Origin of the sequence: Rhizobium sp. SG570, from assembly GCF_012275345.1 — a bacterium.
Lineage (GTDB): Bacteria > Pseudomonadota > Alphaproteobacteria > Rhizobiales > Rhizobiaceae > Rhizobium > Rhizobium lusitanum.
On sequence record NZ_JAAZQI010000003.1, the window covers coordinates 433,403 to 455,126 of the forward strand.

22 protein-coding genes and 1 pseudogene are annotated in these 21,724 nt (G+C 58.3%); 17 read left to right on the plus strand and 6 right to left on the minus strand.

The window, feature by feature from the left end:
* Positions 1 to 156: 156 nt before the first annotated feature.
* Entirely contained in the window at positions 157 to 1,077 is a 921-nt protein-coding gene (locus FHT28_RS09380; RefSeq protein WP_168596064.1) for a LysR family transcriptional regulator, read from the plus strand.
* Positions 1,078 to 1,174: 97 nt separating this feature from the next.
* Here FHT28_RS09380 and FHT28_RS09385 read toward each other — a convergent pair whose 3' ends face one another.
* Both FHT28_RS09385 and FHT28_RS09390 read right to left on the minus strand, forming a co-directional pair.
* Positions 1,175 to 2,326 (minus strand): MFS transporter, encoded by a 1,152-nt coding sequence (locus FHT28_RS09385; RefSeq protein ID WP_168596065.1) that lies wholly within the window; start codon positions 2,324 to 2,326, stop codon positions 1,175 to 1,177.
* 279 nt (positions 2,327 to 2,605) lie between these two features.
* Positions 2,606 to 3,529, minus strand: a complete 924-nt coding sequence (locus FHT28_RS09390; protein WP_168596066.1) for a LysR substrate-binding domain-containing protein — start codon at positions 3,527 to 3,529, stop codon at positions 2,606 to 2,608.
* A 177-nt stretch (positions 3,530 to 3,706) separates the two neighbouring features.
* Here FHT28_RS09390 and FHT28_RS09395 point away from each other — a divergent pair, with 177 nt between their 5' ends.
* The 10 genes from FHT28_RS09395 (at position 3,707) to FHT28_RS09440 (ending at position 12,506) form a co-directional block, all read left to right on the plus strand.
* Positions 3,707 to 4,879, plus strand: coding sequence for a prolyl oligopeptidase family serine peptidase (locus tag FHT28_RS09395; protein ID WP_168596067.1), 1,173 nt, complete (start codon positions 3,707 to 3,709; stop codon positions 4,877 to 4,879).
* The gene (locus FHT28_RS09400; RefSeq protein WP_168596068.1) at positions 4,876 to 5,541 is read left to right on the plus strand and encodes an EthD domain-containing protein; all 666 of its coding nucleotides are present in this window, start codon (positions 4,876 to 4,878) and stop codon (positions 5,539 to 5,541) included. Before FHT28_RS09395 ends, FHT28_RS09400 begins: the two co-directional genes overlap by 4 nt.
* Positions 5,542 to 5,566: 25 nt before the next feature.
* A complete protein-coding gene (locus tag FHT28_RS09405) occupies positions 5,567 to 6,511 on the plus strand; it encodes a VOC family protein (protein WP_168596069.1) in 945 nt (314 codons plus the stop codon).
* Positions 6,512 to 6,515: 4 nt separating this feature from the next.
* Positions 6,516 to 6,893, plus strand: coding sequence for a Rieske 2Fe-2S domain-containing protein (locus FHT28_RS09410; RefSeq protein WP_168596070.1), 378 nt, complete (start codon positions 6,516 to 6,518; stop codon positions 6,891 to 6,893).
* Positions 6,890 to 8,020 (plus strand): FAD-dependent oxidoreductase, encoded by a 1,131-nt coding sequence (locus FHT28_RS09415; RefSeq protein ID WP_168596071.1) that lies wholly within the window; start codon positions 6,890 to 6,892, stop codon positions 8,018 to 8,020. Before FHT28_RS09410 ends, FHT28_RS09415 begins: the two co-directional genes overlap by 4 nt.
* A gap of 68 nt (positions 8,021 to 8,088) precedes the next feature.
* Positions 8,089 to 9,207, plus strand: coding sequence for an MFS transporter (locus tag FHT28_RS09420; protein WP_168596072.1), 1,119 nt, complete (start codon positions 8,089 to 8,091; stop codon positions 9,205 to 9,207).
* Positions 9,204 to 9,785 (plus strand): cupin domain-containing protein, encoded by a 582-nt coding sequence (locus tag FHT28_RS09425; protein WP_168596073.1) that lies wholly within the window; start codon positions 9,204 to 9,206, stop codon positions 9,783 to 9,785. Before FHT28_RS09420 ends, FHT28_RS09425 begins: the two co-directional genes overlap by 4 nt.
* A gap of 29 nt (positions 9,786 to 9,814) precedes the next feature.
* Positions 9,815 to 10,792 carry a fumarylacetoacetate hydrolase family protein gene (locus FHT28_RS09430; RefSeq protein ID WP_168596074.1) on the plus strand — a complete coding sequence of 326 codons (978 nt, stop codon included), beginning with the start codon at positions 9,815 to 9,817 and terminating at the stop codon, positions 10,790 to 10,792.
* Positions 10,792 to 11,715 carry an NAD-dependent epimerase/dehydratase family protein gene (locus tag FHT28_RS09435; protein WP_168596075.1) on the plus strand — a complete coding sequence of 308 codons (924 nt, stop codon included), beginning with the start codon at positions 10,792 to 10,794 and terminating at the stop codon, positions 11,713 to 11,715. Before FHT28_RS09430 ends, FHT28_RS09435 begins: the two co-directional genes overlap by 1 nt.
* On the plus strand, positions 11,712 to 12,506 hold the full coding sequence (locus FHT28_RS09440) for a cyclase family protein (protein WP_168596127.1): 795 nt from the start codon (positions 11,712 to 11,714) through the stop codon (positions 12,504 to 12,506). The genes FHT28_RS09435 and FHT28_RS09440 overlap by 4 nt, the downstream gene beginning before the upstream one ends.
* A 320-nt stretch (positions 12,507 to 12,826) precedes the next feature.
* Here the strand turns inward: FHT28_RS09440 and FHT28_RS09445 are convergent, their stop codons facing one another.
* Positions 12,827 to 13,387, minus strand: coding sequence for a response regulator transcription factor (locus FHT28_RS09445; protein ID WP_348644977.1), 561 nt, complete (start codon positions 13,385 to 13,387; stop codon positions 12,827 to 12,829).
* 935 nt (positions 13,388 to 14,322) lie between these two features.
* Between FHT28_RS09445 and FHT28_RS09450 the strand changes: the two genes are divergently transcribed.
* The 3 genes and pseudogenes from FHT28_RS09450 to FHT28_RS36115 all read left to right on the plus strand — a co-directional run.
* Positions 14,323 to 14,724, plus strand: coding sequence for a SyrB-like regulator (locus FHT28_RS09450; RefSeq protein WP_047561198.1), 402 nt, complete (start codon positions 14,323 to 14,325; stop codon positions 14,722 to 14,724).
* Between the two features lie 266 nt (positions 14,725 to 14,990).
* Positions 14,991 to 15,311, plus strand: a complete 321-nt coding sequence (locus tag FHT28_RS09455) for a hypothetical protein (protein WP_168596077.1) — start codon at positions 14,991 to 14,993, stop codon at positions 15,309 to 15,311.
* A 173-nt stretch (positions 15,312 to 15,484) separates the two neighbouring features.
* Positions 15,485 to 15,577 (plus strand): annotated as a pseudogene (locus tag FHT28_RS36115) (PRC-barrel domain containing protein); the annotation flags it as partial.
* Positions 15,578 to 15,751: 174 nt separating this feature from the next.
* On the opposite strand, the gene FHT28_RS09465 reads toward FHT28_RS36115, so the two are convergent.
* Positions 15,752 to 16,102 carry a DUF2934 domain-containing protein gene (locus FHT28_RS09465; protein WP_052212604.1) on the minus strand — a complete coding sequence of 117 codons (351 nt, stop codon included), beginning with the start codon at positions 16,100 to 16,102 and terminating at the stop codon, positions 15,752 to 15,754.
* 947 nt (positions 16,103 to 17,049) lie between these two features.
* Positions 17,050 to 17,988, minus strand: a complete 939-nt coding sequence (locus tag FHT28_RS09470; RefSeq protein ID WP_092576232.1) for a nucleotidyltransferase and HEPN domain-containing protein — start codon at positions 17,986 to 17,988, stop codon at positions 17,050 to 17,052.
* 272 nt (positions 17,989 to 18,260) lie between these two features.
* Here FHT28_RS09470 and FHT28_RS09475 point away from each other — a divergent pair, with 272 nt between their 5' ends.
* The gene (locus FHT28_RS09475; RefSeq protein WP_037190887.1) at positions 18,261 to 18,959 is read left to right on the plus strand and encodes a response regulator transcription factor; all 699 of its coding nucleotides are present in this window, start codon (positions 18,261 to 18,263) and stop codon (positions 18,957 to 18,959) included.
* A gap of 147 nt (positions 18,960 to 19,106) precedes the next feature.
* On the plus strand, positions 19,107 to 20,360 hold the full coding sequence (locus FHT28_RS09480; RefSeq protein WP_168596078.1) for an aminotransferase class I/II-fold pyridoxal phosphate-dependent enzyme: 1,254 nt from the start codon (positions 19,107 to 19,109) through the stop codon (positions 20,358 to 20,360).
* A gap of 365 nt (positions 20,361 to 20,725) precedes the next feature.
* On the opposite strand, the gene FHT28_RS09485 is transcribed toward FHT28_RS09480, so the two are convergent.
* Positions 20,726 to 21,082 (minus strand): MarR family transcriptional regulator, encoded by a 357-nt coding sequence (locus FHT28_RS09485; protein ID WP_168596079.1) that lies wholly within the window; start codon positions 21,080 to 21,082, stop codon positions 20,726 to 20,728.
* A gap of 99 nt (positions 21,083 to 21,181) precedes the next feature.
* Between FHT28_RS09485 and FHT28_RS09490 the strand changes: the two genes are divergently transcribed.
* Complete coding sequence (locus FHT28_RS09490; RefSeq protein WP_092576107.1) at positions 21,182 to 21,721, plus strand: hypothetical protein; 540 nt, start codon at positions 21,182 to 21,184, stop codon at positions 21,719 to 21,721.
* The last annotated feature ends 3 nt before the right edge of the window (positions 21,722 to 21,724 follow it).

Sequence of the window (21,724 nt, forward strand, 5' to 3'; positions counted from 1 at the left end):
TTTGTCTTCTGGAAGGTTGTATCAACGACCAAAGCATTTGCAAAAATGATTTCTTTTATGTATTTCCATAGCTAGGATGAATGGTTGAAGGGTGAAAGCTCAAGGCAACGCGGCTGATCGCGTCAAGGCCGTCGGCTTTCCTGCCGGGGTGATGACATGCATTTCAATGGCTTGGATCTCAACCTGATCGTCGCGCTCGACGCCATCCTGACCGAGCGGAACGTCACCAGGGCGGCCGAGAAATTGAATATCAGCCAACCCGGCATGAGTGGTGCACTGAACAGGTTGCGGCAATATTTCAACGACGATCTCCTGACGCAGAACGGCAAGCAGATGATACCGACGCCCTTGGGTGCTGCACTTTCCGTTCCGGCAAAGGAAATACTGGCAACCGTCCGGTCGCGTTTGGCCGTCCAAACGCGGTTCCTACCACAGGAAGCACGGCGGAGTTTCACCGTGATGGTGTCGGACTATGCAGCGACGATCTTTCTGGCGAGTGTTTTGCGTGCGCTTTCGGTGGAGGCGCCTGGGATGACTTTCGACCTGCACCAATATGCCGATCTCCCGAGCGAGGCATTGGAAGCGGGGCGCATCGACGTCCTGCTCGGTCCCCAGCAGGCGCTTTCGCAAAATCACCCTTTCAAGCCGCTCTTCGCCGATGATTTCGTCGGCGTCGCCTGCGCCGACAACGACGCCGTAGACGATGTCACTGATATCGAGGCTTTCCTGGCGATGCGGCATGTTCTTGTAAGACTGGGCGGGTCCGGCCTGCCGACCACCGACGCGACGTTTCTCGAGAGGTCTTTTTCACGGCGAAGGATCGAGGTGATCGTTCCATCATGGAGCCTCGTGCCGCATTATTTGATGGGCACGCAGAGGATCGCGATCTTTCATCGCCGGCTTGCTCATGATTATGCGCGGCATTTCCCGCTGAGAATATTCGAGATCCCCACGACCCTTCCTGCCTTTGAAGAATGCGTCCAGTGGCGCGCTTCGAGCCGCGGCGATCCCGCCATTCAGTGGCTCGTTGAACGGATGGAGACCCACGCGCGAATGCTCGACACGGTGTCTGCCTGATCGGGAACTGTGACAGGTCCGCTCCCTCCCGACGAACAAGGCGGCCCCGCAGTCAGTAAGACCGCGGGGCCGCCATGGTGTTCGATGAGACGGATAGCTATTCGCCGGCGGCGGTGACAGGATGGTGGCTCGCCCGCACCTTGGAGAACGCGATAAACGCAAGCGTTGCGCAGACGCAGGCTGCAAAGCCGATCGATGTGTAGCCGGACATCTTGATCAGGGTTCCGCCAAGGATCGGGCCGATGGCCGCCCCGGTCATCAGCATGGCCGGCGTCGCAGCAACGGCCCGCCCGCTGGCGTCCAGCCGCGACAAAAGACCGAATGCGAAGGTATGGGTGAACACCATGGTCGCCACAAAGAGCGGACCTGAAATCGCATAGGGAAGGAAGGCAGAGCTCAGGGTGATGATGAGCGCAAAGACTGCCTGCAGAACCGGTCCGGCAAGAACCACCTTCTCCGCGCTCAGGGTTTTTTCGAGAAAGCCGGCAATAGGTCCAGGGAACAGGGCGACGATGCCAAGAGCGATCAACACGCCGGCAATCGCATCCATGGAGAACCCGTGTCCGATGCCTATTTCCTGGTAGAAACCGAAGACCATCGACTGGGTGACAGCCATCAGGCTGACGCCGATAATGCCAGCCCAAACGGCGCGGCTGAGCTTTTGCGTGCCAGCCGCCGCGACGGGATCATGGGCGAGGGTTGGCTTTGGAAAGGCGAGCAGCGATGTCAGGCTCGCCAGGATCATGAGGCTGCAGAAAACGAGAAACACCATTTCCCGACCATGGGTCGCCACAAGCTTCGGGACCATCCCGAGGAAGACTGTACCGAATATTCCGATTGCCGCACCGGCCATGGCGAACAGCCGGTGCGGGTTCAGGCTTCGCCCGATCGTGCCATGGGTAAACGAAAGCGCCGTTCCAGCAGTGAATCCGGCTGCTGCATGGCAAATCGCCATGGGAATGAACTGGGTTTGCTGCATTGCTGCGGCCCAGGCCATCGCCGCCAAAGCGAGCGACACCGTCGTGACCATCCGGCCATTGAAGTCATTGAATCGCGGCGCAAAAAGCAGGCTTGCGGCGACCGTTCCAACCAGGAAAAGTGTCACCATCGCGCCGGCTTGTTGCGGATCAAAATGGTACTCGGTGATCAAGGTGCTGATCCACACCGGCAATGCCACCAGATCAATCATCCCTGCGACATGTGCGATGAGCAGCGCCATGCGCGGGCGCCAAGTTTCTTTCGTAACCATTGTGGCCTCCTCCACCGATGTCTCGCTTTCGCTCGGCTCCCCCCGAGCGATCCGCAGTCCAACGCCACAAATGTCGCCTGCCTCCTCACTCAAGCAGAAACTTGGACAGGGCGGGCACGTTCAATGTGTCGACTGAGTTCGGTAAGCCTAGGCACGAGCCTTGTATTTGCAAAGGTGATTTTCCTGATCGAAAATCATAGTTCGCAGCGATGGATGACTGCGCTCTCACCATCATGTCGTTCGAGTCCTGTCCCTCTCACGGCGCAAGAATGACCGCCCTTACTCGAGGCCGTCTGTCGCAAACGTGGATGCCGCAACCTTCAGTTTCTCCCGCACCCAGGTTAGTGCCGGATCGCGTGAGCGGTAACTGTGCCATTGCACCGACTGTTCGAGGAGCGGGAGATCCAGGGGCGGATCGACGATCGTGAGGCCGCCGGTCTTCACCATTTCTCTTGCAAGACTTCGTTGAACAAGCGCGAGCCGATCGCTTCCCCTGACCAGCACGGAAAGCGTGGAAAAGGCGAACGTCGATACATCCACTCGTATAGCCAAGCCGACCTCGCGGCATGCGCGTTCTGCAAAGCTTTCTCCGCCATTCGGCGGACGCATCACCACATGACCTGATGTTTCGAACTGCTCACGGGTCATTCTCGCTCCGGTCGCAAAACGGCTGGAGGAATCCGTAACGCAACAGATTTCATCGGCAAACAGCACGTCCGCCGGATGGTGGGTGGAGCAGAAAACGGACGGCGCGATCAGAAGATCGGCTTCCCCCCGTTCCAGCAGCAGATGCGGAAAGTTCTGTTGCGGCTTGAAATCGAATTGCAGGCCGGGAGCCTCCGCAGCGACGACCGCCATGAAACGCGGGATCAGCGTGTGCAGCGAGTAGTCTGAAACCACCATGCCAATCACGCGGCGGCTATCCGCGGGATCGAAGGATGGCGTCGAGACGACGGCGCTGTCGATGCGCACGATGATATCGCGCAAGGGCTGTTCGAGAGAGGCGGAGAGTGGCGAGAGTTCCATCGTTCGCCCGACCTGGATCAGCAGCGGGTCGTCGAAATACTCCCTAAGACGCCCAAGCGCATTGCTCATCGCCGATTGGGTCATGAACATTTCATCCGCCGCGCGGCTGACATTGCGCAGTCGGATCAGGGTGTCGAGCGCCACCAGCAGGTTGAGATCGAGATTTTTGAAACGCACGGCTCCTCCACGTATTTAGATTATCAATACCATGGATTGAAACAACCAATTTCATAAACGTTTTTCTTTTCGTTAGATCTCGATCTGGGAGGAGTGATCGATCGGCCACGTACATGCGCCGCCGTCGATTTCCGCCTGAAGCGTCAGAGTGACTGACGCGAGAGTTGAGGAGGCATTGTGTTCAAATATTTCCCCACCAATTACGTCTGGAACCTGTCGGTCAACCTGTCTATCGAGATGGGCGCCCGCATCGGGGAGATCGAGGAAATGTGCGCCCCTCTGCAGGAGGCTGCGAAGGCCCCCGATGCGGCTGGCGTCATGGCCTTTCGCCAGACCTGGGCAAGCATGGGCGACAAGCTCATTTCGCTCTCCGAAGAAGACGAGGCGCGGGGGCGGATGATTTCCGCCGGCGACAAGCTCATCCGCGCCGCAAACTATCTGCTGACGGCTGAGCGGCTGCAGGCGCATGGGTCGGAAGGGCGTCTGGCGCTTTACCGCCGCTTTCTCGACACGTTCGAGAAAGGCCTGCGGCTGTCGGGGTCTTCGTGCCGCCGCGTCGAGATTCCCTATGAGGGAACGCATCTGTCGGCGCTCTATCTGCCGGCGGAAGGCGTCAGCGGGCCGCAGCCTTCGCTCGTTCAGGTTAACGGCCTCGACAGCACCAAGGAAATGAAATTTCTCGTCGGCCTGCCCCAATGGCTCGCCAAGCGTGGCGTGGCTTCGCTGTTGGTCGATCAGCCGGGAACCGGCGAGGCTCTCAGACTGCAGGGGCTGACCGCACGTTACGATAGCGAGCATTGGGCGAGCCGCGTAATGGACTGGCTGGAGACGCGGCCGGATGTCGATGCGAAGCGCATCGGTATGGAGGGCGTCTCGCTCGGCGGCTATTACTGCCCCCGCGCCGTGGCCTTCGAACCCCGTTTCGCCTGCGGCGTCGTCTGGGGTGCCAATCACGACTGGCGCGACGTGCAGAAGAAGCGCCTCGCCCGCGAAGGCAATTTTCCGGTGCCGCATTATTGGGAGCACGTCCGCTGGGTCTGGGGTGCCAAGGACATGGACGACTTCATGCGCATCGCCGAAAATGTCCATCTCGACGGCGTGCTCGACCGGGTACGGGTACCCTTCCTGGTCACCCATGGGGAAAAGGACAGCCAGATCCCGCTGCATTGGGCCCGGGCCACCTATGACCAACTGGTCAACAGCCCGAAGCGCGAATTGAAGATCTTCGATGCCCGCACCGGCGGCGTCCAGCATTCGAGCTTCGACAATTCCGCCAATGCCGGCGCCTATATCGCCGATTGGGTGGCGGAGGTTCTCGGCGGACGCACAGCGGTAGGAGACGCGGCATGACGATCAAGCTGATGATGTTCGGACGGCGCTCACCGGGTCAGACCCTCGCAGAGCACCGCCATCACATGAAAGACGTCCATGGTCGGATCGTACTCGATTACATCGCTGCCGATCCGCAAAACGCGCCGCGCAAATATGCGCAAAATCATGGGCTGGACGCAGTCTTCGCGGCCGATGGCGCCGCCCCCGCTGCCCTGCGGCTGGGACTGGATTTCGTGACCCAGCTCTGGTTCGAGGATATCGGATCGGTGAAGGCGTCTCGGGAAACGCCGTTCTACAATGAGCGCCTACGCCCCGACGAACCGCGCTTCGTCGACAACGCCAACGTTGTCGGACAGCCTTTCTCGGAAGAGCGCGTACGCGAGCCGGCTTCTGCAGCGGCCGATCTCAAATTATTTGTCGTCAGGCCCGCAGGCGCGGCGGCGGTCGATCTTGTTGATCGTATCGCTTCGAGCGATGTCGTCTATTCCGGCTACTGTCGCAATATGGCCGTCACACCAGGACCGATTGCCGTCGTCGACGAATTCTGGACGCACGAAGAAGCGGAGGCTGCCCGACTTCTCCATCATTGCCGCCAGGCGCTCGAAACGGGCGAGACAGAAGGCGGACGTTCCGCCGCCTATCTCATCGCCCGGGAATACAGATTATTTGCCGGCCGCTGAGGCGCCAGTCCAAGGGAGGATCATCATGAACATCATCGGACCCGATTATCTCGTGTTCGGCGTCGATAACGTCGCCACTGCCGCAGACTATCTCTGTGATTTCGGCCTGCATGCCGTCAATGTCGATGAGACCGGCGGCCTGTTTGCCGCGCTCGACGGAACAGGAATCGTCATCCGGCATAAATCCGACCCATCCCTGCCCAAGCCGCTTCCGACGGCCAACCTTCTGCGCCAGCAGATCTACGGCGTGCGTTCGGCTGATGACCTCGACGCGATCGAAGCGGAGCTTTCCAAGGACCGGCGCGTCACCCGCCTCGCCGACGGCTCTATCGAGACCAGCGACGCCCATGGCTTCGAGCTCAAATTTCAGGTGACGATCCGTCGTGAGCTCAACATGCCGGCCGAAAAGATCAATGCGCCAGGCGCGCCCGCCCAACGCAAGCCCAACGAGATCGGCGTTTGGGAAGAAATGCCCGCCGCGCCGCGGACGCTCAGCCATGTCGTCCTCTTCGTGCCAGACCTCGAGGTCGCGACGGACTTCTACTGCAACAGGCTTGGTTTCGTGATTACTGACACGCTGAAGGGCGCCGGCCCTTTCCTGCGGCCAAAAGCAAATGATGATCATCACACGCTATTCTTCATTCGCACACCGGAATACATGAAGGGCTGCGAACACCTCGCCTTCCATATGGGAGGGCCGACCGAATTGATGGTTGCCGGTACCCGCTTCGTCAAGAAGGGCTATCAGAGCTTCTGGGGCCCAGGCCGCCACAAGTTCGGCTCGAACTGGTTCTGGTATTTCAACAGTCCGCTCGGCTGTCATTTCGAATATGACGCCGACATGGACAAGCACGACGACAATTGGGTGGCGCGCGAGGCGCCGATGGGCGCAGAGGCGTCGCAGATCGTATTGTTCGAAATGCGCGAAAAATGGGTGCCCGGAGGCCCGCCTCCCGGCGCGAAGGGTTGACCCAATGACGGCGCTGGGCCCGCATCAGGTGGGTCTCTGTCGCACCGAGGACATCGGCGAGGGCGAAGCTCGAGGCTTCGGTCCGGTGGGAGGATATCGCCGGAAGATCATTGTTCTTTGCAAAGAGGGACGACTTCACGCCTGGCTGGACGCCTGCCCGCATTATCCGCAGGGCACGCCGATGGCTTGGCGGTCTAACGCCTATCTGAATGGCGACGGCACGCATATCGCCTGCCATTCGCATGGGGCGCTGTTCGACATCGAAACGGGAGAATGCGTCTTAGGTCCCTGCCTGGGGCAGGGGCTGACGCGGGTGGCGTTGACGGTCAACGAGGAGGGCGAGGTTTTCGCCGCTCTGGCCGCGGAGGAGAAAGCACTATGAATGCAGGCATCAACAAAGCCTTGATCATCGGCGGCGGTTTCGCCGGAATGACGGCCGCCGCGCGGCTGGCGCGCCAGGGCGTCGAGGTCGATCTTCTCGAGATCGATCCCGGCTGGCGATCCTATGGCGCAGGCATCAGCCTGCATGGCTCGACATTGCGCGTATTGAAGGAACTCGACCTTCTTCATCGGTTCATGGAGGAGGGATTTGCGTCTGACGGCGTCCAGATGCGTGGTCCTGACGATCGCATCCTGGTGACTTTACCGACGCCGCGCGTTGCCGGTCCCGACGTTCCCGGCGGAGGCGGGATCATGCGTCCGGCGCTCGCCAGGATCCTGCAGGAGGAGGTTGTCGCCGCAGGTGTCAATGTCCGGCTCGGCGCGACATTTTCGACGATCGAGAATCAGGAAGACGGCGTCTGGGTCGACATCGGCGACGGCTCTCCCAAGCGCTATGATCTCGCCATCGGCGCCGATGGTCTTTATTCCCGCGTTCGCGCTATGCTATTTCCAGAAGCCCCGAAGCCGCGCTTTATTGGCCAGTCTGTCTGGCGCGCGGTGCTGCCACGACCCGTGGAGATCAGCACGGTCACCATGTGGCTCGGCCCGAATCTGAAGGTCGGCCTCAACGGCGTGTCAACCGACAAGGCCTACCTCTTCCTGACCGAGGACAAGGAAGTCAACGATTTCGTAGCGCCGGACACGCTTGTGGAGACGCTTCGTGCGCTCCTGAGGCGGTTTCCCTCGCCGATCATTCAAACCATCGCCGATCAATTGTCCGAGGAACATCACGTCATTTATCGGCCGCTCGAACAGATGCTGATGCCGCGTCCATGGCGAAAGGGACGCGTCGCACTCATTGGCGATGCCGTGCACGCGACCACGCCGCATCTGGCGGCAGGAGCCTGCATCGGCATCGAGGATGCCATGGTACTGGCGCAGGAAGTCGGACGCGCCACAACCGTGGATGCGGCGCTAGCGGCCTTCGAGGCCCGACGCTGGGAGCGGTGTCGGATGGTGGTGGAGAATTCGGGGCGTCTGGCCGACATCGAAATCCATGGCGGCAGCCGGGAGGAGCACGCCGCGATCATGAGCGAGTCCATGAGAACGCTCGCCGAAGTTATCTGAGCGGGCGAAACGACATCATGGGACCAGGGGCCGGGCGGTAATGTCGCTCCGGCTCGGGAGGATCAAAAATGACAGGACAAAAATACGGCGTGGGCGGAACGGCAGCGCTGGTGGTGGCTCATTGCGCGGGCATGCTCGATCTTACCGCGTTACCGGTCTGGGTCGGGGCGCTTGTCGAACGGTTCGGATTCAGTCCGCAACAGGCAGGCGGCATCGTGACCTTATTTCTTTTGGGCGCGGTGGCGGCGAGCCTTTTCGTTGCGCCACGCCTCAACCGGATCAATCAAAAACTGGCCGCTACCGCGGGTTATGGCGTCGCCGCGCTCGCCTTCTTCGCCGCATCGACGAAGAGCGGCTTGGCGGAATTGGCTGCGCTTCATCTGGTCGCGGGCTTGGCGGTTGGCACGGGGCTGTCGATGGTGCATGGCGCGATTGGCAAATCCGCCAATCCCCATCGTCTCTTTGCCCTGGCCGGCATCGCAATCGGTCTTCTTGGCATCGTCCTGCTCGGCGTACTGCCGCAGCTATTGATCGCCTTTGGCCGCGAGGCTCTGTTCCAGGTTTTCGGCCTCTTCATGGCCATCGCCTGTTTGTTCTGCGCCGTCCTATTCGTGAATCCTGATCGTGGCGAGGTGCACGCATCGGCGCCGTTCGGTCGTGCGATCTGGTTCACCGTCTTCGGCATCAGCGTCATGACTTTCAATCAGGCAATGGTCTTTTCCTTCGTGGAAGTGATCGGAAAGCTGCGGGGCTTTCCCGCTGAGGGCGTGCTGGGCGTGCTGATCGCCCTCGGCATTGTTAATTTCCTCGTTCCCTCGCCACTGGCGGCGATCCTGCAGAGACGGCTGGTCGCCGAGACGGTGGTCCAGATTGGCCCCGCAGTGCAGGCTGTCTTCGCGGTGATTGTGACGAGCGCCACGGTCTTTGCGCTGTGGGCGCCGGTGGCCGCCTTCTTCGTCGCGATCCAGATTTTCACCCACACCTTCGCTTTCGGCCTGCTCGCCCGTCTCGATCGGACTGGCAGGGCCGTGGCGGCCACGCCGGCGATGCTGATGATCGGCGCGGCGCTCGGCCCGATTGTGGGCGGCGCTCTTGGCCAGAATTTCGGTTTCGGCGCGCTCGGGACGGCGGGGGTGGCTGTGGCGATCCTTTCGATCGTCTTCTTCACCAAAGCGAGGTCCGCATGACCGAGTTTCCCGCTATCACCCGGGTGGTGACCGGCCATGACGACGCTGGCCGTTCAATCGTGGCCCATGTCGGCCCGCTGCCGACCGTCGTGGAGTTGGAAGCCATTCCCGGCACTGTGTTTCACGAAGTGTGGGCGACGTCCGGCGCGCCGGTTCTCGTCGGCAATGGCGAGGATCCCACCATCGGCCCGCTTGTGCTGCCGCCGCCAGGCCGCGGCACCCGTTTCCGCTTCGTCGATATTCCCCCCGACACCGAAGAATTTCTCGCCCATGGCGCGTCGAGGATGGGCGTGGCGTTCTCGGAAATCGGCGACGAAGCCGCGTCGACGGTAACTGAAGAATCCCCGCATCCGCTGATGCACCGGACCCAATCCATCGACTACGGCGTGGTGATCGAAGGCGAAATGACGCTGGTGCTCGACAAGGGCGAGACGCTTCTGAAGCCAGGTTCGGTTGTCATCCAGCGGGGCACGAACCATGCCTGGGCCAATCGCTCCGGCCGGATGTGCCGCATGTTGTTCGTTTTGATCGACGGCGTCTACGAGCCCGCGATTACCGAGGCGCTATCCGGTCGCTGATCGGAGCAAAACATTCTTTGGAGGTTGAGATGAAGCTTGCGACCTATAGAGACGGCAGCCGTGACGGCCAGCTGTGGGTGGTCTCGAAAGACCTCGCGGTGGCCGCGCCGGCGGTGGGAATAGCTTCGACGATGCTGGAAGCTGTCGAAAACTGGGACGCAGTTGCGCCGCGGCTCGAGGCGCTTTACGAACGCTTGGACGCCCGCGAAGAAGCCTTCGCCACGCGCTTCGAACCGGAGCGTTGCATGGCGCCTTTGCCGCGGGCGCCGCAATGGCTCGATGCGTCTGCCTTTCTCAACCATGGGCGGTTGATGGACAAGGCGTTCAACAATCCGGCAAATCCGGATCTCGAGACAATTCCCTTGGTCTATCAGGGGGCGAGCGACGATCTGCGCGGTCCCGTCGACGACATCGAGTTTGTTGACGACAGCCTGTCGATCGACATGGAGGGCGAATTCGGGGTGATCGTATCGGACGTTCCCATGGGGGCGAGCGTCGAACAGGCCGTCTCGCATATCCGGCTTCTGGTGCAGATCAACGACTGGTCGCTACGCAAGCTTGGTCCGCGGGAGATGCGCGCGGGTTTCGGCTGGCTGCAGGCCAAGCCCTCCACGGCCTTCGCGCCGCTCGCCATCACGCCCGACGAAATCGCGCCTTTCTGGGAGGACGCCCGAGTGAAACTACCGCTGCACGTGGCGATCAACGGGCGCGAGGTCGGACGTGCGGACGGCGCCGAGATGCATTTCTCCTTCGGGGACATCATCGCCCATTGTGCCCGCACCCGAAAGCTGTCGGCCGGCTCTATCGTCGGATCGGGCACCGTGTCGAACGCGGATCGCGGTGCCGGCTCCTCTTGCATTTCGGAAATCCGCGTGATCGAGCTCCTCGATCAGGGCGCGTCCGTTACGCCATTCCTCACCTGGGACGATCGGGTCAGGATGGAGGCGCGACTTCCCGATGGATCGACGCCGTTCGGCGTCATTGAACAGCGGGTGGTGAAGGTCTGATGCGTGTTCTCATCACCGGCGCGGATGGGTTTCTGGGCTCCGGTCTCGCCTGGCGGCTTGCCAATACTGCTACGGGCCCGAGCCGGTTGACGCTGACGGATCGCCAGTTCGTCGGCAAGTCCGCACAGATCGCGGGCGCCGATCTGATGCCCGGCGATCTGACGCAGCCGGATTTTCTCGACATCCTGTTCGAACCCGGCTTCGATATCGTCTATCACCTCGCCAGTATGCCCGGCGGCCAGGCGGAGGCCGCGTCTGAGCGCGGTCGCAAGATCAATCTGACCATGCCTCTCGATCTCGCATGGCGAACGGCGGCGAGCCGGCCCGGCGCGCGCTTTGTCTTCGCCTCCTCGATCGCCGTCTACGGCGATGTCGCTGTTGAGGTCATATCGGAGGCGACGCCCACATCGCCGGGGCTGTCTTATGGCGCCCATAAGCTGATGACGGAGATCCTTCTGACCGATCTCGCCCGTCGGGGAGAGCTATCGGCAATCAGCCTGCGTTTTCCGGGGCTCGTGGCGCGTCCACCGACTGAAAGCGGACATGGCTCTGCCTTCATGAGCCAAATTTTTCACAAAATCGGCGCGGGCGAAGATTTCTTGAGCCCGGTTCCGGCTTCGGCGCGATGCTGGTGGATGTCCCGAGCTGCAGCGGTCGAAACGCTTCTGCAGGCCTCCAACCTCCAATGCGATGCGCCGACCGTGCTTTTGCCTCCGGCGCTCTGCGCCACGATGGCGGAAATGGTTCAGGCCATTGCGGCTGTTGTGGGACGACCGGCGTCGATCCAATGGGGCGACGACGCGCGGCTGACCCGTCTGTTCGGAGCGATGCCTGACATCGACGCCTCGCTGGCGCGCGGCCTCGGTATTGCCGGTGACGCAGATCTTCAATCCCTAGCCCGCGTGGCCCTTTCCGGAGACTGACCATGAAAATCGTCGATTTGTCCGTCGCCATCGACAACGATACACCCGCCGACCCGCCCGGACTTGGCCCGAAAATCGTCTATTCCGATCATCAGGCCGGCGCGGAAGAGGTGATGCGTTTCTTTCCAAGCCTCGCGCGGGCGGACCTCCCGGGTGCGGAAGGCTGGGCGGTGGAGCAACTGACGCTGACGGCGCATGCGGGCACGCATCTCGACGCGCCCTGGCACTTCGCCTCGACCATGAATGGCGGCGAGCGCGCCTGGACGATCGACGAGGTTCCGCTGGAATGGTGCATTAGCCCGGGCGTCAAGCTCGATCTTCGCCATCTGCCGGATGGTCATGTCGCCACCGCTGACGAGATCCGTGCCGCCGTCGAAGCAACAGGCGCTCCCCTCCAGCCCTTTGACATTGTGCTCGTCAATACCTCGGCGGGTGCGGCCTATGGGAGGGCGGATTATATCGGCCGGGGCTGCGGCATCGGCCGTGAAGCGACCCTCTGGCTCTTGTCGCAAGGCGTGCATATCACCGGCACCGACGCCTGGTCCTGGGATGCGCCATTCCGGATCACCGCGGAGCGCTTCGCCGCCACCGGCAATGCCGGCCTGATCTGGGAAGGCCACAAGGCCGGGCGAGACGGCGTCTTCCTGCATATGGAAAAACTGACTCGTCTCGATGAACTGCCGGCGCGGGGCTTCACAATCTCGTGCCTGCCGGTCAAGATTCGCGGGGGCTCGGCCGGGTGGTGCCGGGCGGTGGCAATGTTGACGGAAAATGGAAGCTTACGATCCTGACGTGCCCCCGTTGAATTAGGCCATTTAGAACTGGAATTTTCCAGTTGCCGACCTGTCGCTGGACAAGGCGATGCTGTCAATTAGCTCTGAAGCCTGCCCGCAAGCGCAAGCTTGTCGACACGGTCGAGGCAGACCGGAAGGTTTCTATCCGGCGCGCATGAGCGCCTGTGCCGGCAAGTCGGTTATCTGAGCACTGCCAAGACGAATGGTTTGCTATTGAACGCCGATGTGTCGCCATATCAAGTTCACGCCGACGATCGCTATCTTTGGCGATGCCACATGCTGGGCAGCAACCAAAGCTCGCCGGCGCGATCAAAGCGTTACTGCACGAGTTCCCGGATCTTGTAGGCAACTTCCGTGCGGTTCGTCGCATTGAGCTTCTTCATGATGTTGCGGATATGAACCTTCACGGTGCTCTCGCAGAGGTCCATTTCATAGGCAATGATCTTGTTTGCCTTGCCGCGCCTCAGCGCCTCGGCAACGACGACCTCGCGCGGTGTAAACAGACTGTCGAGGCAGCAATTCTTGCTCGCGGCGGGAGTAATCGACTCCTTGGCAGCCAGAATGCTGCTGGCAGGCACGAATACACCTCCCGCGCGGGCAAGGGCCACCGCTTCCGCTGCGACCTTGACGTCGACGCTGGTCGGAATATAGCCGCGGGCACCGCATTCCAGCGCTTGCAAAAGCTGTGTGAGCTCGTCGCTGTCGGCGCCGACGATCACGGGGCTGGCCTTGAATCTCTCCACCAAGGCGCAAATTTTCGTGCTGATTTCGGAGTCGGAAACTTTGCGTCCGCCAATCATGAAGAGAACGGCTGACGGTGCGACCTGCATGTCCCGTATCTGCCATTCCTCGAACGACGCTACGGTGACGATATTCATGCTGTCGTCATAGTCTGTGAGGCTTCTTGATAGGCACTCGCGGTCCAGAGCCCTGGAATCGATCAGAAGGACATAGTCCTCTGATTCTGCCGCGCCGGCGATGCCCGAGGCAACAAACGGCCTCAATGAATCCGGTGTTCGAACTGAAATGATGCGAGCTGCTGTTTCTGAAGTGAATTTCTCATTCGTTAATGACTGTCCGTTCATGGTCGATACCCCCAACCTTTAGTGTGACCCTTATTTTTCTTGTGACCGCCCGAATACTTCTATTCTTTGGATAGCAAAGCCCTTGTCTAAATTTCGGCATTGCTTCTTGCTTCATATTGTTCTCCAAAATCTAGGTTTATGTTGTTGTCAATCATTACTTAATACATCTTATAATTCTTGAATGCATTAACATGTACTAATAATACAGTGACACTGTTGTCACGCAGCTCTACGCCTATGGATGTACTCCGTAGGAGTAGTTGGGTACCAAATTTGGCAATCGGCCAAGTCGGCCGGGTACGTCGCCGTTTTATGCCGCAGTGCATCACTCAGAGCGCTGATTTCTCCTCGCGAATTGACAGGCATTGCCGACGCGAGCCAATTGGGCGGTCTCTGGAACGAGACGGATGCGAAGGCGACGTTCTTCCGGCGTCAACAAAGGCGACATTTTTGCTTTTCAGGCTTGAGATAACCTGTCGACCGCCTGAGGGAGAGGGCGTCCGACGACATCGTTGGGGGCACAAACGGCTCTTTGACTTCGCGAGGAAGAACACGTTTAGAAGAAAGGCCAGTTCGAACCTCTCAGGCGAGCCAGAGCTCCGCTTCTCCGCTATGCTTTATACACGGGTAATGATGATGCATTTCAAAACAGCGCTATCGATGGTGCCCACGTTGACTCCCTATGGCGCTCAGCCCAAAAGAAATTTTGGCTACAGAAGGAGAGAATAATGGCTGCAGAGAATAATGTGTCGCCCACCACAGAGGTTGCAGAGGCGGTTGCAGCAGCAGAGGCGCCTGCTCATAAAAAGCAGCGCGCACCACGGCGCCAGAAGCTGGTGGTCGAAGCGACAGTAGCTGCATCAATTGCGGAGGCTGTGAAATCGCCGAGGGGCCGCAAGAAGCGTGGCGAACAAGCCGGTGAAATAACGTCGACGCCCATCGCAAAGCGCACCAGAAAAAAAAGGACGGCCAAACAAACCGAGCAAGCGGCTGGCACCTCCATTCCGGCAATCGATGAGATCGCGGATCTCATTCAGCTCGAAGAAGAGAATAAGAGACTTCGGAAGACTCTGGCAGATAAGCTGCGCGCGGAAAATGCCGATCTGCGCAAGCGGCTCGGGCTGGCTTAATCGCCGAGAACAACAGAGCGGTTGTGGGATCGACCGTGGCCGCTACTGTCTCAATAGAAAAGAAATTCCGGGCTCGCATCGCTGTTCCGGATCTAAGCTGCGGCAACGTCGTGGTGCGGTTTGCTCGAGGTTGAAGTGCTATGAAATCGCCATGGAAATTTCTTGTTCAATTGACGTCGCGGGCACGACCGGCGGAAACACGCGAGGGTTCGACCGGGCAAAATGCCGAAACCCCGGCGATTGAAAGTGACAGACCGTAAGCGTCGGTGGTTCCGTTAAAATTAACGCAAGCACCCGATAAGTCTGACCAGGATGAAAACCCACCTGTTGATCTCGTGACGTCGCCTTCCGATGAACCTGGAAGCGACCTCGATGCGCCGCCAGTGGCCGCGCTGCCGGTTGAGGTTGGAGAGGTCGAGGCACCAGCGCTTGATGAGTTTCGTCAGTCGAGTGTTGAAGCGCCTGCGTTGGCACCGCTAAATGCGACAAACAAAAAGGCCCTCACGAGTACCGCAGACGACGCGGCCAGCACACGCGAAGAAAACCGCAACCAATGTGGTTTCGAAGAAAACTGCCGCCGCAAATAGCGGGCAAAGTGCACAATCCTCTTTCTCTCGAGAAAGCTTTTTCGATGAGGTTGCAAGGTTGGACGAAGAGATCAGGCAACTGAGAAGCCAATTGGCTCAGAAGCTGTATCTGCAGAATGTTCAGCTTATAAAGATGCTTGAGCGATTCAACCTATCGTGAGCTTCTCTCACACTCTGATCTGGAATATATGCGCGACGAGGATGGCGACGTCCATGCCGTCACAAACCGGACGAAGGATCGGCTCAAGGACGTGCCCGAGCACAAAGATTTGCGCTCTAGGCCCACAAACATCGCAGAATTGGCACTGATTGCTCAGAAGGTCAGAAGCAGCAACAAACCGCCCGGGAGGTGAAGCTAGCTTTCCTATAAAAGAGCGTTTGACATACTCCTCCGGGGTTTCCTGGTTAGAATAAGTTGGCAGGCGTCGTAATTTCTACCATTATTCTTGAGTGCCCGGGATAGTCTCGCGCTCACTTGCGTCTTCAACGTCGCTCGCGACAGGCAGGGTATCCCGATGCTCTCGGACGAATTCCTTTCGTGCGGCGAGCTTGGATACTTCGTCGTTCCCAATCGCTACACCACCAGGCGCGAACTCACCGTCAATCTGCTTCTCCGCCCGTTCCCAATGTTCAAGGTGTTTGCCCTCGGGCTTTCCTTCATGCTCCCATATGGCATACGCCCGCTCTCGGATCTCGTTTTCGCGATCGCGGACGTTGGACGGCTGCGAAGTTTCAACATTCCCACTAGCTGTAGGGTCGATTGATGATTTGGTTATCCTGTCGCGTGCCATGATGATCTCCTCTTTGGGTTATCAACAAATGTGGGGAGCGAATGTTCCAAACATGGTTGCGCTATGCGCGCGCCGGGCGCGACCGCTTCGATACGGGATCGAGGACCGATCGCTGGGAGAAGGCGCCGTTAAGTGCCCTAGCTTCCGACGCGACGGGAACGCAGTTCCACCCGCGAACGTTGCGCTGCTCGCGTCCTGCCGGACCAGCCGCACCAAACCCACCACCAAAGAAGTTAGCTCGCTCGGAATAATGCGAGGAGCGGGATGTCTACCCTCATGAACACTTCGAGAAAGATCAGGATATAACAGTGACAGCCTTCTTTTGCGGTATGCGCATTCTGGTGGCGACATCGTTCCTCGCCATCGCGCCGTTCATGGGTCGATGAGACGTATGTGAAGGTCAAGGGCAAGTAGGGCGTCTTTACCGAACCGTCGGCAACACCGTGATTCGATCGATCCCTTTCTGTCCCCGAGCTACAATATCAAGGCCGCAAAGCGCTTCCTAAGCAAGGCACTTTCTAGCTTGATCCATCAATGAGAACGGCGCCTTTCTAGTTGCGCAGGCGGTGGAAGATGCCCAGCCAGAATTGATATTCTTCATCGTCACCCTCGCACCAAGCCTCAAATGCGCACCATGCCACGGTCGTTGGCGCGCTGTCTCCGCAAAGCGCGATCGTGTCATGGACTATTTGATGATTATTACGAGCAGTATCGGATTTGCCGTCAAAGCAGCCGCCAGAACGCGTCGTTGAATTTCGAGACAAGTCAATACCTCCTGCGTCCGGCGCAGGGAGTTGATTTTGGAGCCGGACGTTGGAAGCTCATTTAGGAGCTGCGAAGGTCGATCCAGCCGACCATCCTATCGTCCTGGGCATTTTGCTCGTGACAAACATGTCACGCCGAAAGGGGCTTCGTGGAAGAAATCCGACGACGTCGTAATTCTGCGACTATGATCGTTTCCGTGAGCGGCGATCGGCTTCTTCCACCTCTATCCTCAGTACTTCAAGATGATCCTGACAGACTGCTTCTACCTGATCGATCAAATCCGTCGTGCGGTTCAAGAGCCAGGCGAGCGCCTCACGGCTTATCTCATAGTGCTTTGAATAGCGCGCCTTGACATATGCTTCATTGAGAATGTTGAACCAGGCGACAAAGCGCTGCTGATCGCGGGGCCAAGCGTTCGCCAACTGCTGCGCCTGACTTTCAGCGAGGCCACGCAGGTGCTTGAGATTGTGGGAGGCTGGGCTGTAATTGGTCAGCACGAGTAGCAGCGTGGCGTAAGCCTGTTCGATCGACTGATGTAGGAGGAACGCGGATTCTTTGAGATCACCTTCATTCATGTAAAACAACGAGCCTTTTGCGAATTTCCGAGCATGGGGAAGCCGGTCTTCGAAATACTCTGTTGCGAATTTATAGGCATCCGCAGGGTGAAGGAGATTGGGATCGGCCAACGGCGTGTCATCAAGCTCATATAGCACAATGCCATCTCGGCGGAGGTCGACGAAGAAATATCGGCCTTGCTTGAGTAGGGTGTTCACCTCGCGAAGTGAATGTACGATGAAATTCACCGGCGTCTTGATTTCCGGCAAATGTATGAACCGATCCGCGGCCTTCTGCCAATAGCCGGAGAAATCGGTAAGCTTGCGATTGTTGACGACAATCAGCAGATCGAAGTCCGAGCGGTATCCTTTTTTGGTATACGGCTCGTCGACCCAGCTACCCCGCGCATAGGATCCGAACAGGATGATTTTCAGGATGCGGCCACGCTTCTTGAAATCCGCTGAGCCGCCCTTCAGCGCGTCTTCAAACTCCTCATGTAACACCTCGAGGACCCGAGCGAGCTCGCGCTGCTTGAGCGGCGGTAGATGGTCGATGCTGGACTTCATGAACAACGGCGGCTCTTTCACGGACATTGGATAGGCATAAAGGAGCTTGCGCTCCAAATCCACAGGGTGCGCGAAGGCTGTGAGAAAAGCAACAAAAATGTTGCATCAAAAATTGGAGAATTACACTAGACTTTTATGTAGGAAATGTGAATATTGAGCGATATAGCGCCGAAATCGACAGAAATCTGTGAAATACGGCGATTTTTCCGCTATTTTTGATGCAGCATAATTCCAAATCACTGATCTGGTAGCTACAAGAGAAGGGCTGTCGTATGAACCCAGAGGTGCTTTTCTGGTCGCAAAATCCCGACTTTTATCTCGTGTTCAGCCACATTCTCGCAGTGGAGGGGCTGAGTTGCGTGCTCTTGGACGAGGAAGAGGTGGGAGAGCTTGCAGGACGCACGTCTGTTTTAGCGATTGTCCTCGACACCGAAAACAATGCTGAGCATGCGCTGCGCGTTTGCAGCCTGATCAAAGCCGATCGGACAACGGCGCATATTCCTTTGCTCGCGCTGATTCCCGGCGGCGATGAGCGGCACTATCTGGATCTCCTCAAGGCCGGTGTGACCGAAAGTTTTGTTCGCCCGATTTCGCCGGCAAGGATATTGGGCTATCTGCAATCTCTCCTGTCGGGATTGCCTCTGGGAATGGGAGGCATTCGGCGGGACGGCAGTACGTTCAACGTTTGGAAACTCAGTATCGAGGTAAGCAAGAGGCTGGTCAGGCACGGTTCGAAAGAAATTCAGCTAGGCCCGATCGAATTCAAGCTTCTATGCCGCTTGCTTCAAGCACCGGGCCGCGTCTTCAGCCGATCGGAACTCATCGAAGCGGCCTGGCCTCCTAATTACTATGTCCAGCCAAGAACGGTCGATGTTCATGTCGGCCGGTTGCGCCGCATGCTGGAGCAGATGATCGGTCGCAACATTATCCGCACGATCCGGTCCAGCGGTTACGCGGTTGAATTTGGCTAGTTCCTACACAAACAGCTTCACATATGATCGACTATGTCACATCATGCATATTGTATATTGCAGAAGAATTCCGTCCCCGTTTATTGAAGTTGCTGGGGCGATGATTTCAACCTCCGGTCTGCACACTGACCGACCGGAGTTTGAAATATGGAAAAGAAGATTTCCGCACGTTCTAATCGAAACGGGAAGGCAACTAATCGTAATACGGGCAGCTTGATCGATACGGCTGGGCGCCATTTCGAAGCTGCCCATTACCAAGGTATCATGTCGATTTACGCCCATCCGTCGGAAGGTAGGGCCGTCAGGCCGAACTTCGAGGATCGCGTGGTTGTCGACTTTGTCCGATGCTCCTATTTGGGTCTGGACAATCATCCCGACATTGTCGAGGGTGCCGCTGAAGCCGTACGGAGTTCGGGCACACTGCATTGGTCGTGCGCCCGCACCCGGTTGAACTTTGCAAGTCTCGGTGAATTGGAAGAATCCCTCTCCGATCTCTTCGCCGCGCGGGTGATCACTTACACCACAGTGCTCGCAGCCAATATGAGCGCCCTGCCGTTGGTCGCATCTGGCCATCTTACTGGTGGTCTTAAGCCCGTCATGGTGTTCGATCGCCTAGCGCACGCAACCCTTGCCCACCACAAAGGAACCATTGCCCAGGAGACACGTGTCGAGACAATAGCCCACAACGACCTCGATGCTCTCGAGCGGCTATGCCGCCAGAATAAAGCCGTCGCATACATCTGCGACGGCGTCTACTCCATGGGTGGCAGTGCTCCGATATCCGCGCTGCGCCGTCTCCAAGAACAATATGGCCTGTTTCTCTATATTGACGATGCGCACGGAATCTCGCTCTTCGGCAGGCGTGGTGAAGGCTTTGCGAAGTCCCTAATTGGTGAATTGGGCGACAGGACCATTATCGCAGCCTCTCTCGGCAAGGGCTTTGGTGCATCTGGCGGCATGCTCATGCTGGCTACGGCGCATCAGGAGGTCCTGTTCCGCAGATTTGCAGTGGCTCATGCCTTTTCGGCATCGCTCAACACGGCCGCTATTGGTGCCGGCCTGGCATCCGCACAATTGCATCGAACCGAAGAATTACCCCATCTGCAGCGAACGCTACAGCAAAAAATAGCCTTGCTTGACGGTCTGATGCCGACGGAACAGCATGGAGCCCGGCTTCCGATCCGCACTGTCCATTTTGGTGATGAATTACTCGCGATTGGCGCCGCGACAAGTCTCTTCAGGCAAGGCTTTTACACCTCGGCGATCTTCTTTCCCACCGTATCAAGGGGCAACGCCGGTCTGAGGATATGCGTCACTGCAGGCCACGCAGATGAGGAAATCCGGTCTCTCTGCGCAGCAGTAGTTGCGATCCAGGATGAAATCCAGGCAAATTCGGAATAATCGGCGAGCAGATCTCGGCGACGAGTTCAAACGGCACATCTGACCTCGCATCCTGCAAACGTCATTCTGTGATCGGCGACCATTTGGAGCGCCGACCTAGCAGTAGCTGCAAGAAACGAAGATCCGAGGCGTATAAGTGGATTTAGTCCAAATCGCTTGCAAACGCTCTATAGAAACGCAGGTTCTCGCGAGGTTTGGCGAGCCTTTTTGACGAGGGGCGCGAGCCAATCGTTCGTCCGCAGTTAGAAAGCGCTTGTTCAACATCTTTTCTGCGCAAAACCGATATTGCAGATGCGACCATCTGCAATCGCGCATCGAATTATAGTGCATTAGGATATATAGTATAATCGCACCCTTTGCCCGTGCTAGCTACTCTGCCCAAAGGCTCGAAGCTTCTCAAAAATCTCAGGTGCGATCTCGAATTGACGTGCCTTGCCGCGTCCCATGGAATTCTTCACGAAGGTCTCCGTGAGCATGCCACGTTTGAGTAACGGTTCTATGACTTCCGAAACGCCCATACGCGTCAGCTTCGTAATTTCAACGAGATTTGAGATAGTTAGGGCCTGATGCCCCTGATTCATGATGTAGAGAATGCTCATCATGCCGACCTGCTTCAGTCTGGATTGCGGCGTCTCGTCTTCCTGCGGATGGTCCATGATTTCGCGCAGAATGAAGGCTGCGAACGAAAGACTGTACAATTGTGTGTTGAAGGTGCTTGTCATCTTTTTAACTGCATTATATAAGTTAGTATGAGCGACGAAGGACTTCCCAAGGGAAGTCGCAACGATCGCTTGATGCTGTCACATCGAAGGGTCCTAGCCATGAAAAACCTTCTGGTTGGTATAGTCTCCGCCGTTGCCGGCTGTGTTCCCATATACCTTATTTTAGGGGGTGATGCGCGCGCCGATGACTGGGGATGCCAGGTTATCCTGTGTCTTTCCAATCCGGGTGGCCCAACGCAATTTGCCCAATGCCGCCCACCGATCAGCAAGCTCTGGCAGGCGCTCGCCAAGGGAGCTTCCTTTCCAACTTGCAGCGGCGTCGGCTTCCGGGCCTCCCAACCCGGCTATGAACCCTATTCATGCAATGACGGCTATAGCCTGACCGCACGCTATGGTGACCGCGGCCAGGAGGCCATCTGTATTTCCGCAACGCTTCAAAAGGTCGATGCCCGATATTGCCGCTCCGGCCGCGATAGCGCTGCCGAAAACACCGATTTGGTCGCCTTGGCTCGATGGCAGCGTAGGGAAAGGCACCTGCAATGCATGGGTTATCCGACTGAGCGACCGAGCAGGCGCTTGCAGCCGCATTACGTCGACGTGACCATCGACGGTGTCGGTAGCCAACGTGTGTGGTATTGATCG

Bases quoted from the DNA above. Each gene is read 5' to 3' on its own strand.
- FHT28_RS09490 (WP_092576107.1), top strand. From the start codon at position 21,182: ATGAAAAACCTTCTGGTTGGTATAGTCTCCGCCGTTGCCGGCTGTGTT.
- FHT28_RS09450 (WP_047561198.1), top strand. From the start codon at position 14,323: ATGGCTGCAGAGAATAATGTGTCGCCCACCACAGAGGTTGCAGAGGCG.
- FHT28_RS09400 (WP_168596068.1), top strand. From the start codon at position 4,876: ATGACGATCAAGCTGATGATGTTCGGACGGCGCTCACCGGGTCAGACC.
- FHT28_RS09430 (WP_168596074.1), top strand. From the start codon at position 9,815: ATGAAGCTTGCGACCTATAGAGACGGCAGCCGTGACGGCCAGCTGTGG.
- FHT28_RS09435 (WP_168596075.1), top strand. From the start codon at position 10,792: ATGCGTGTTCTCATCACCGGCGCGGATGGGTTTCTGGGCTCCGGTCTC.
- FHT28_RS09480 (WP_168596078.1), top strand. From the start codon at position 19,107: ATGGAAAAGAAGATTTCCGCACGTTCTAATCGAAACGGGAAGGCAACT.
- FHT28_RS09475 (WP_037190887.1), top strand. From the start codon at position 18,261: ATGAACCCAGAGGTGCTTTTCTGGTCGCAAAATCCCGACTTTTATCTC.
- FHT28_RS09385 (WP_168596065.1), bottom strand. From the start codon at position 2,326: ATGGTTACGAAAGAAACTTGGCGCCCGCGCATGGCGCTGCTCATCGCA.
- FHT28_RS09470 (WP_092576232.1), bottom strand. From the start codon at position 17,988: ATGAAGTCCAGCATCGACCATCTACCGCCGCTCAAGCAGCGCGAGCTC.
- FHT28_RS09415 (WP_168596071.1), top strand. From the start codon at position 6,890: ATGAATGCAGGCATCAACAAAGCCTTGATCATCGGCGGCGGTTTCGCC.
- FHT28_RS09425 (WP_168596073.1), top strand. From the start codon at position 9,204: ATGACCGAGTTTCCCGCTATCACCCGGGTGGTGACCGGCCATGACGAC.
- FHT28_RS09405 (WP_168596069.1), top strand. From the start codon at position 5,567: ATGAACATCATCGGACCCGATTATCTCGTGTTCGGCGTCGATAACGTC.
- FHT28_RS09420 (WP_168596072.1), top strand. From the start codon at position 8,089: ATGACAGGACAAAAATACGGCGTGGGCGGAACGGCAGCGCTGGTGGTG.
- FHT28_RS09380 (WP_168596064.1), top strand. From the start codon at position 157: ATGCATTTCAATGGCTTGGATCTCAACCTGATCGTCGCGCTCGACGCC.
- FHT28_RS09445 (WP_348644977.1), bottom strand. From the start codon at position 13,387: ATGAATATCGTCACCGTAGCGTCGTTCGAGGAATGGCAGATACGGGAC.
- FHT28_RS09465 (WP_052212604.1), bottom strand. From the start codon at position 16,102: ATGGCACGCGACAGGATAACCAAATCATCAATCGACCCTACAGCTAGT.
- FHT28_RS09410 (WP_168596070.1), top strand. From the start codon at position 6,516: ATGACGGCGCTGGGCCCGCATCAGGTGGGTCTCTGTCGCACCGAGGAC.
- FHT28_RS09485 (WP_168596079.1), bottom strand. From the start codon at position 21,082: ATGACAAGCACCTTCAACACACAATTGTACAGTCTTTCGTTCGCAGCC.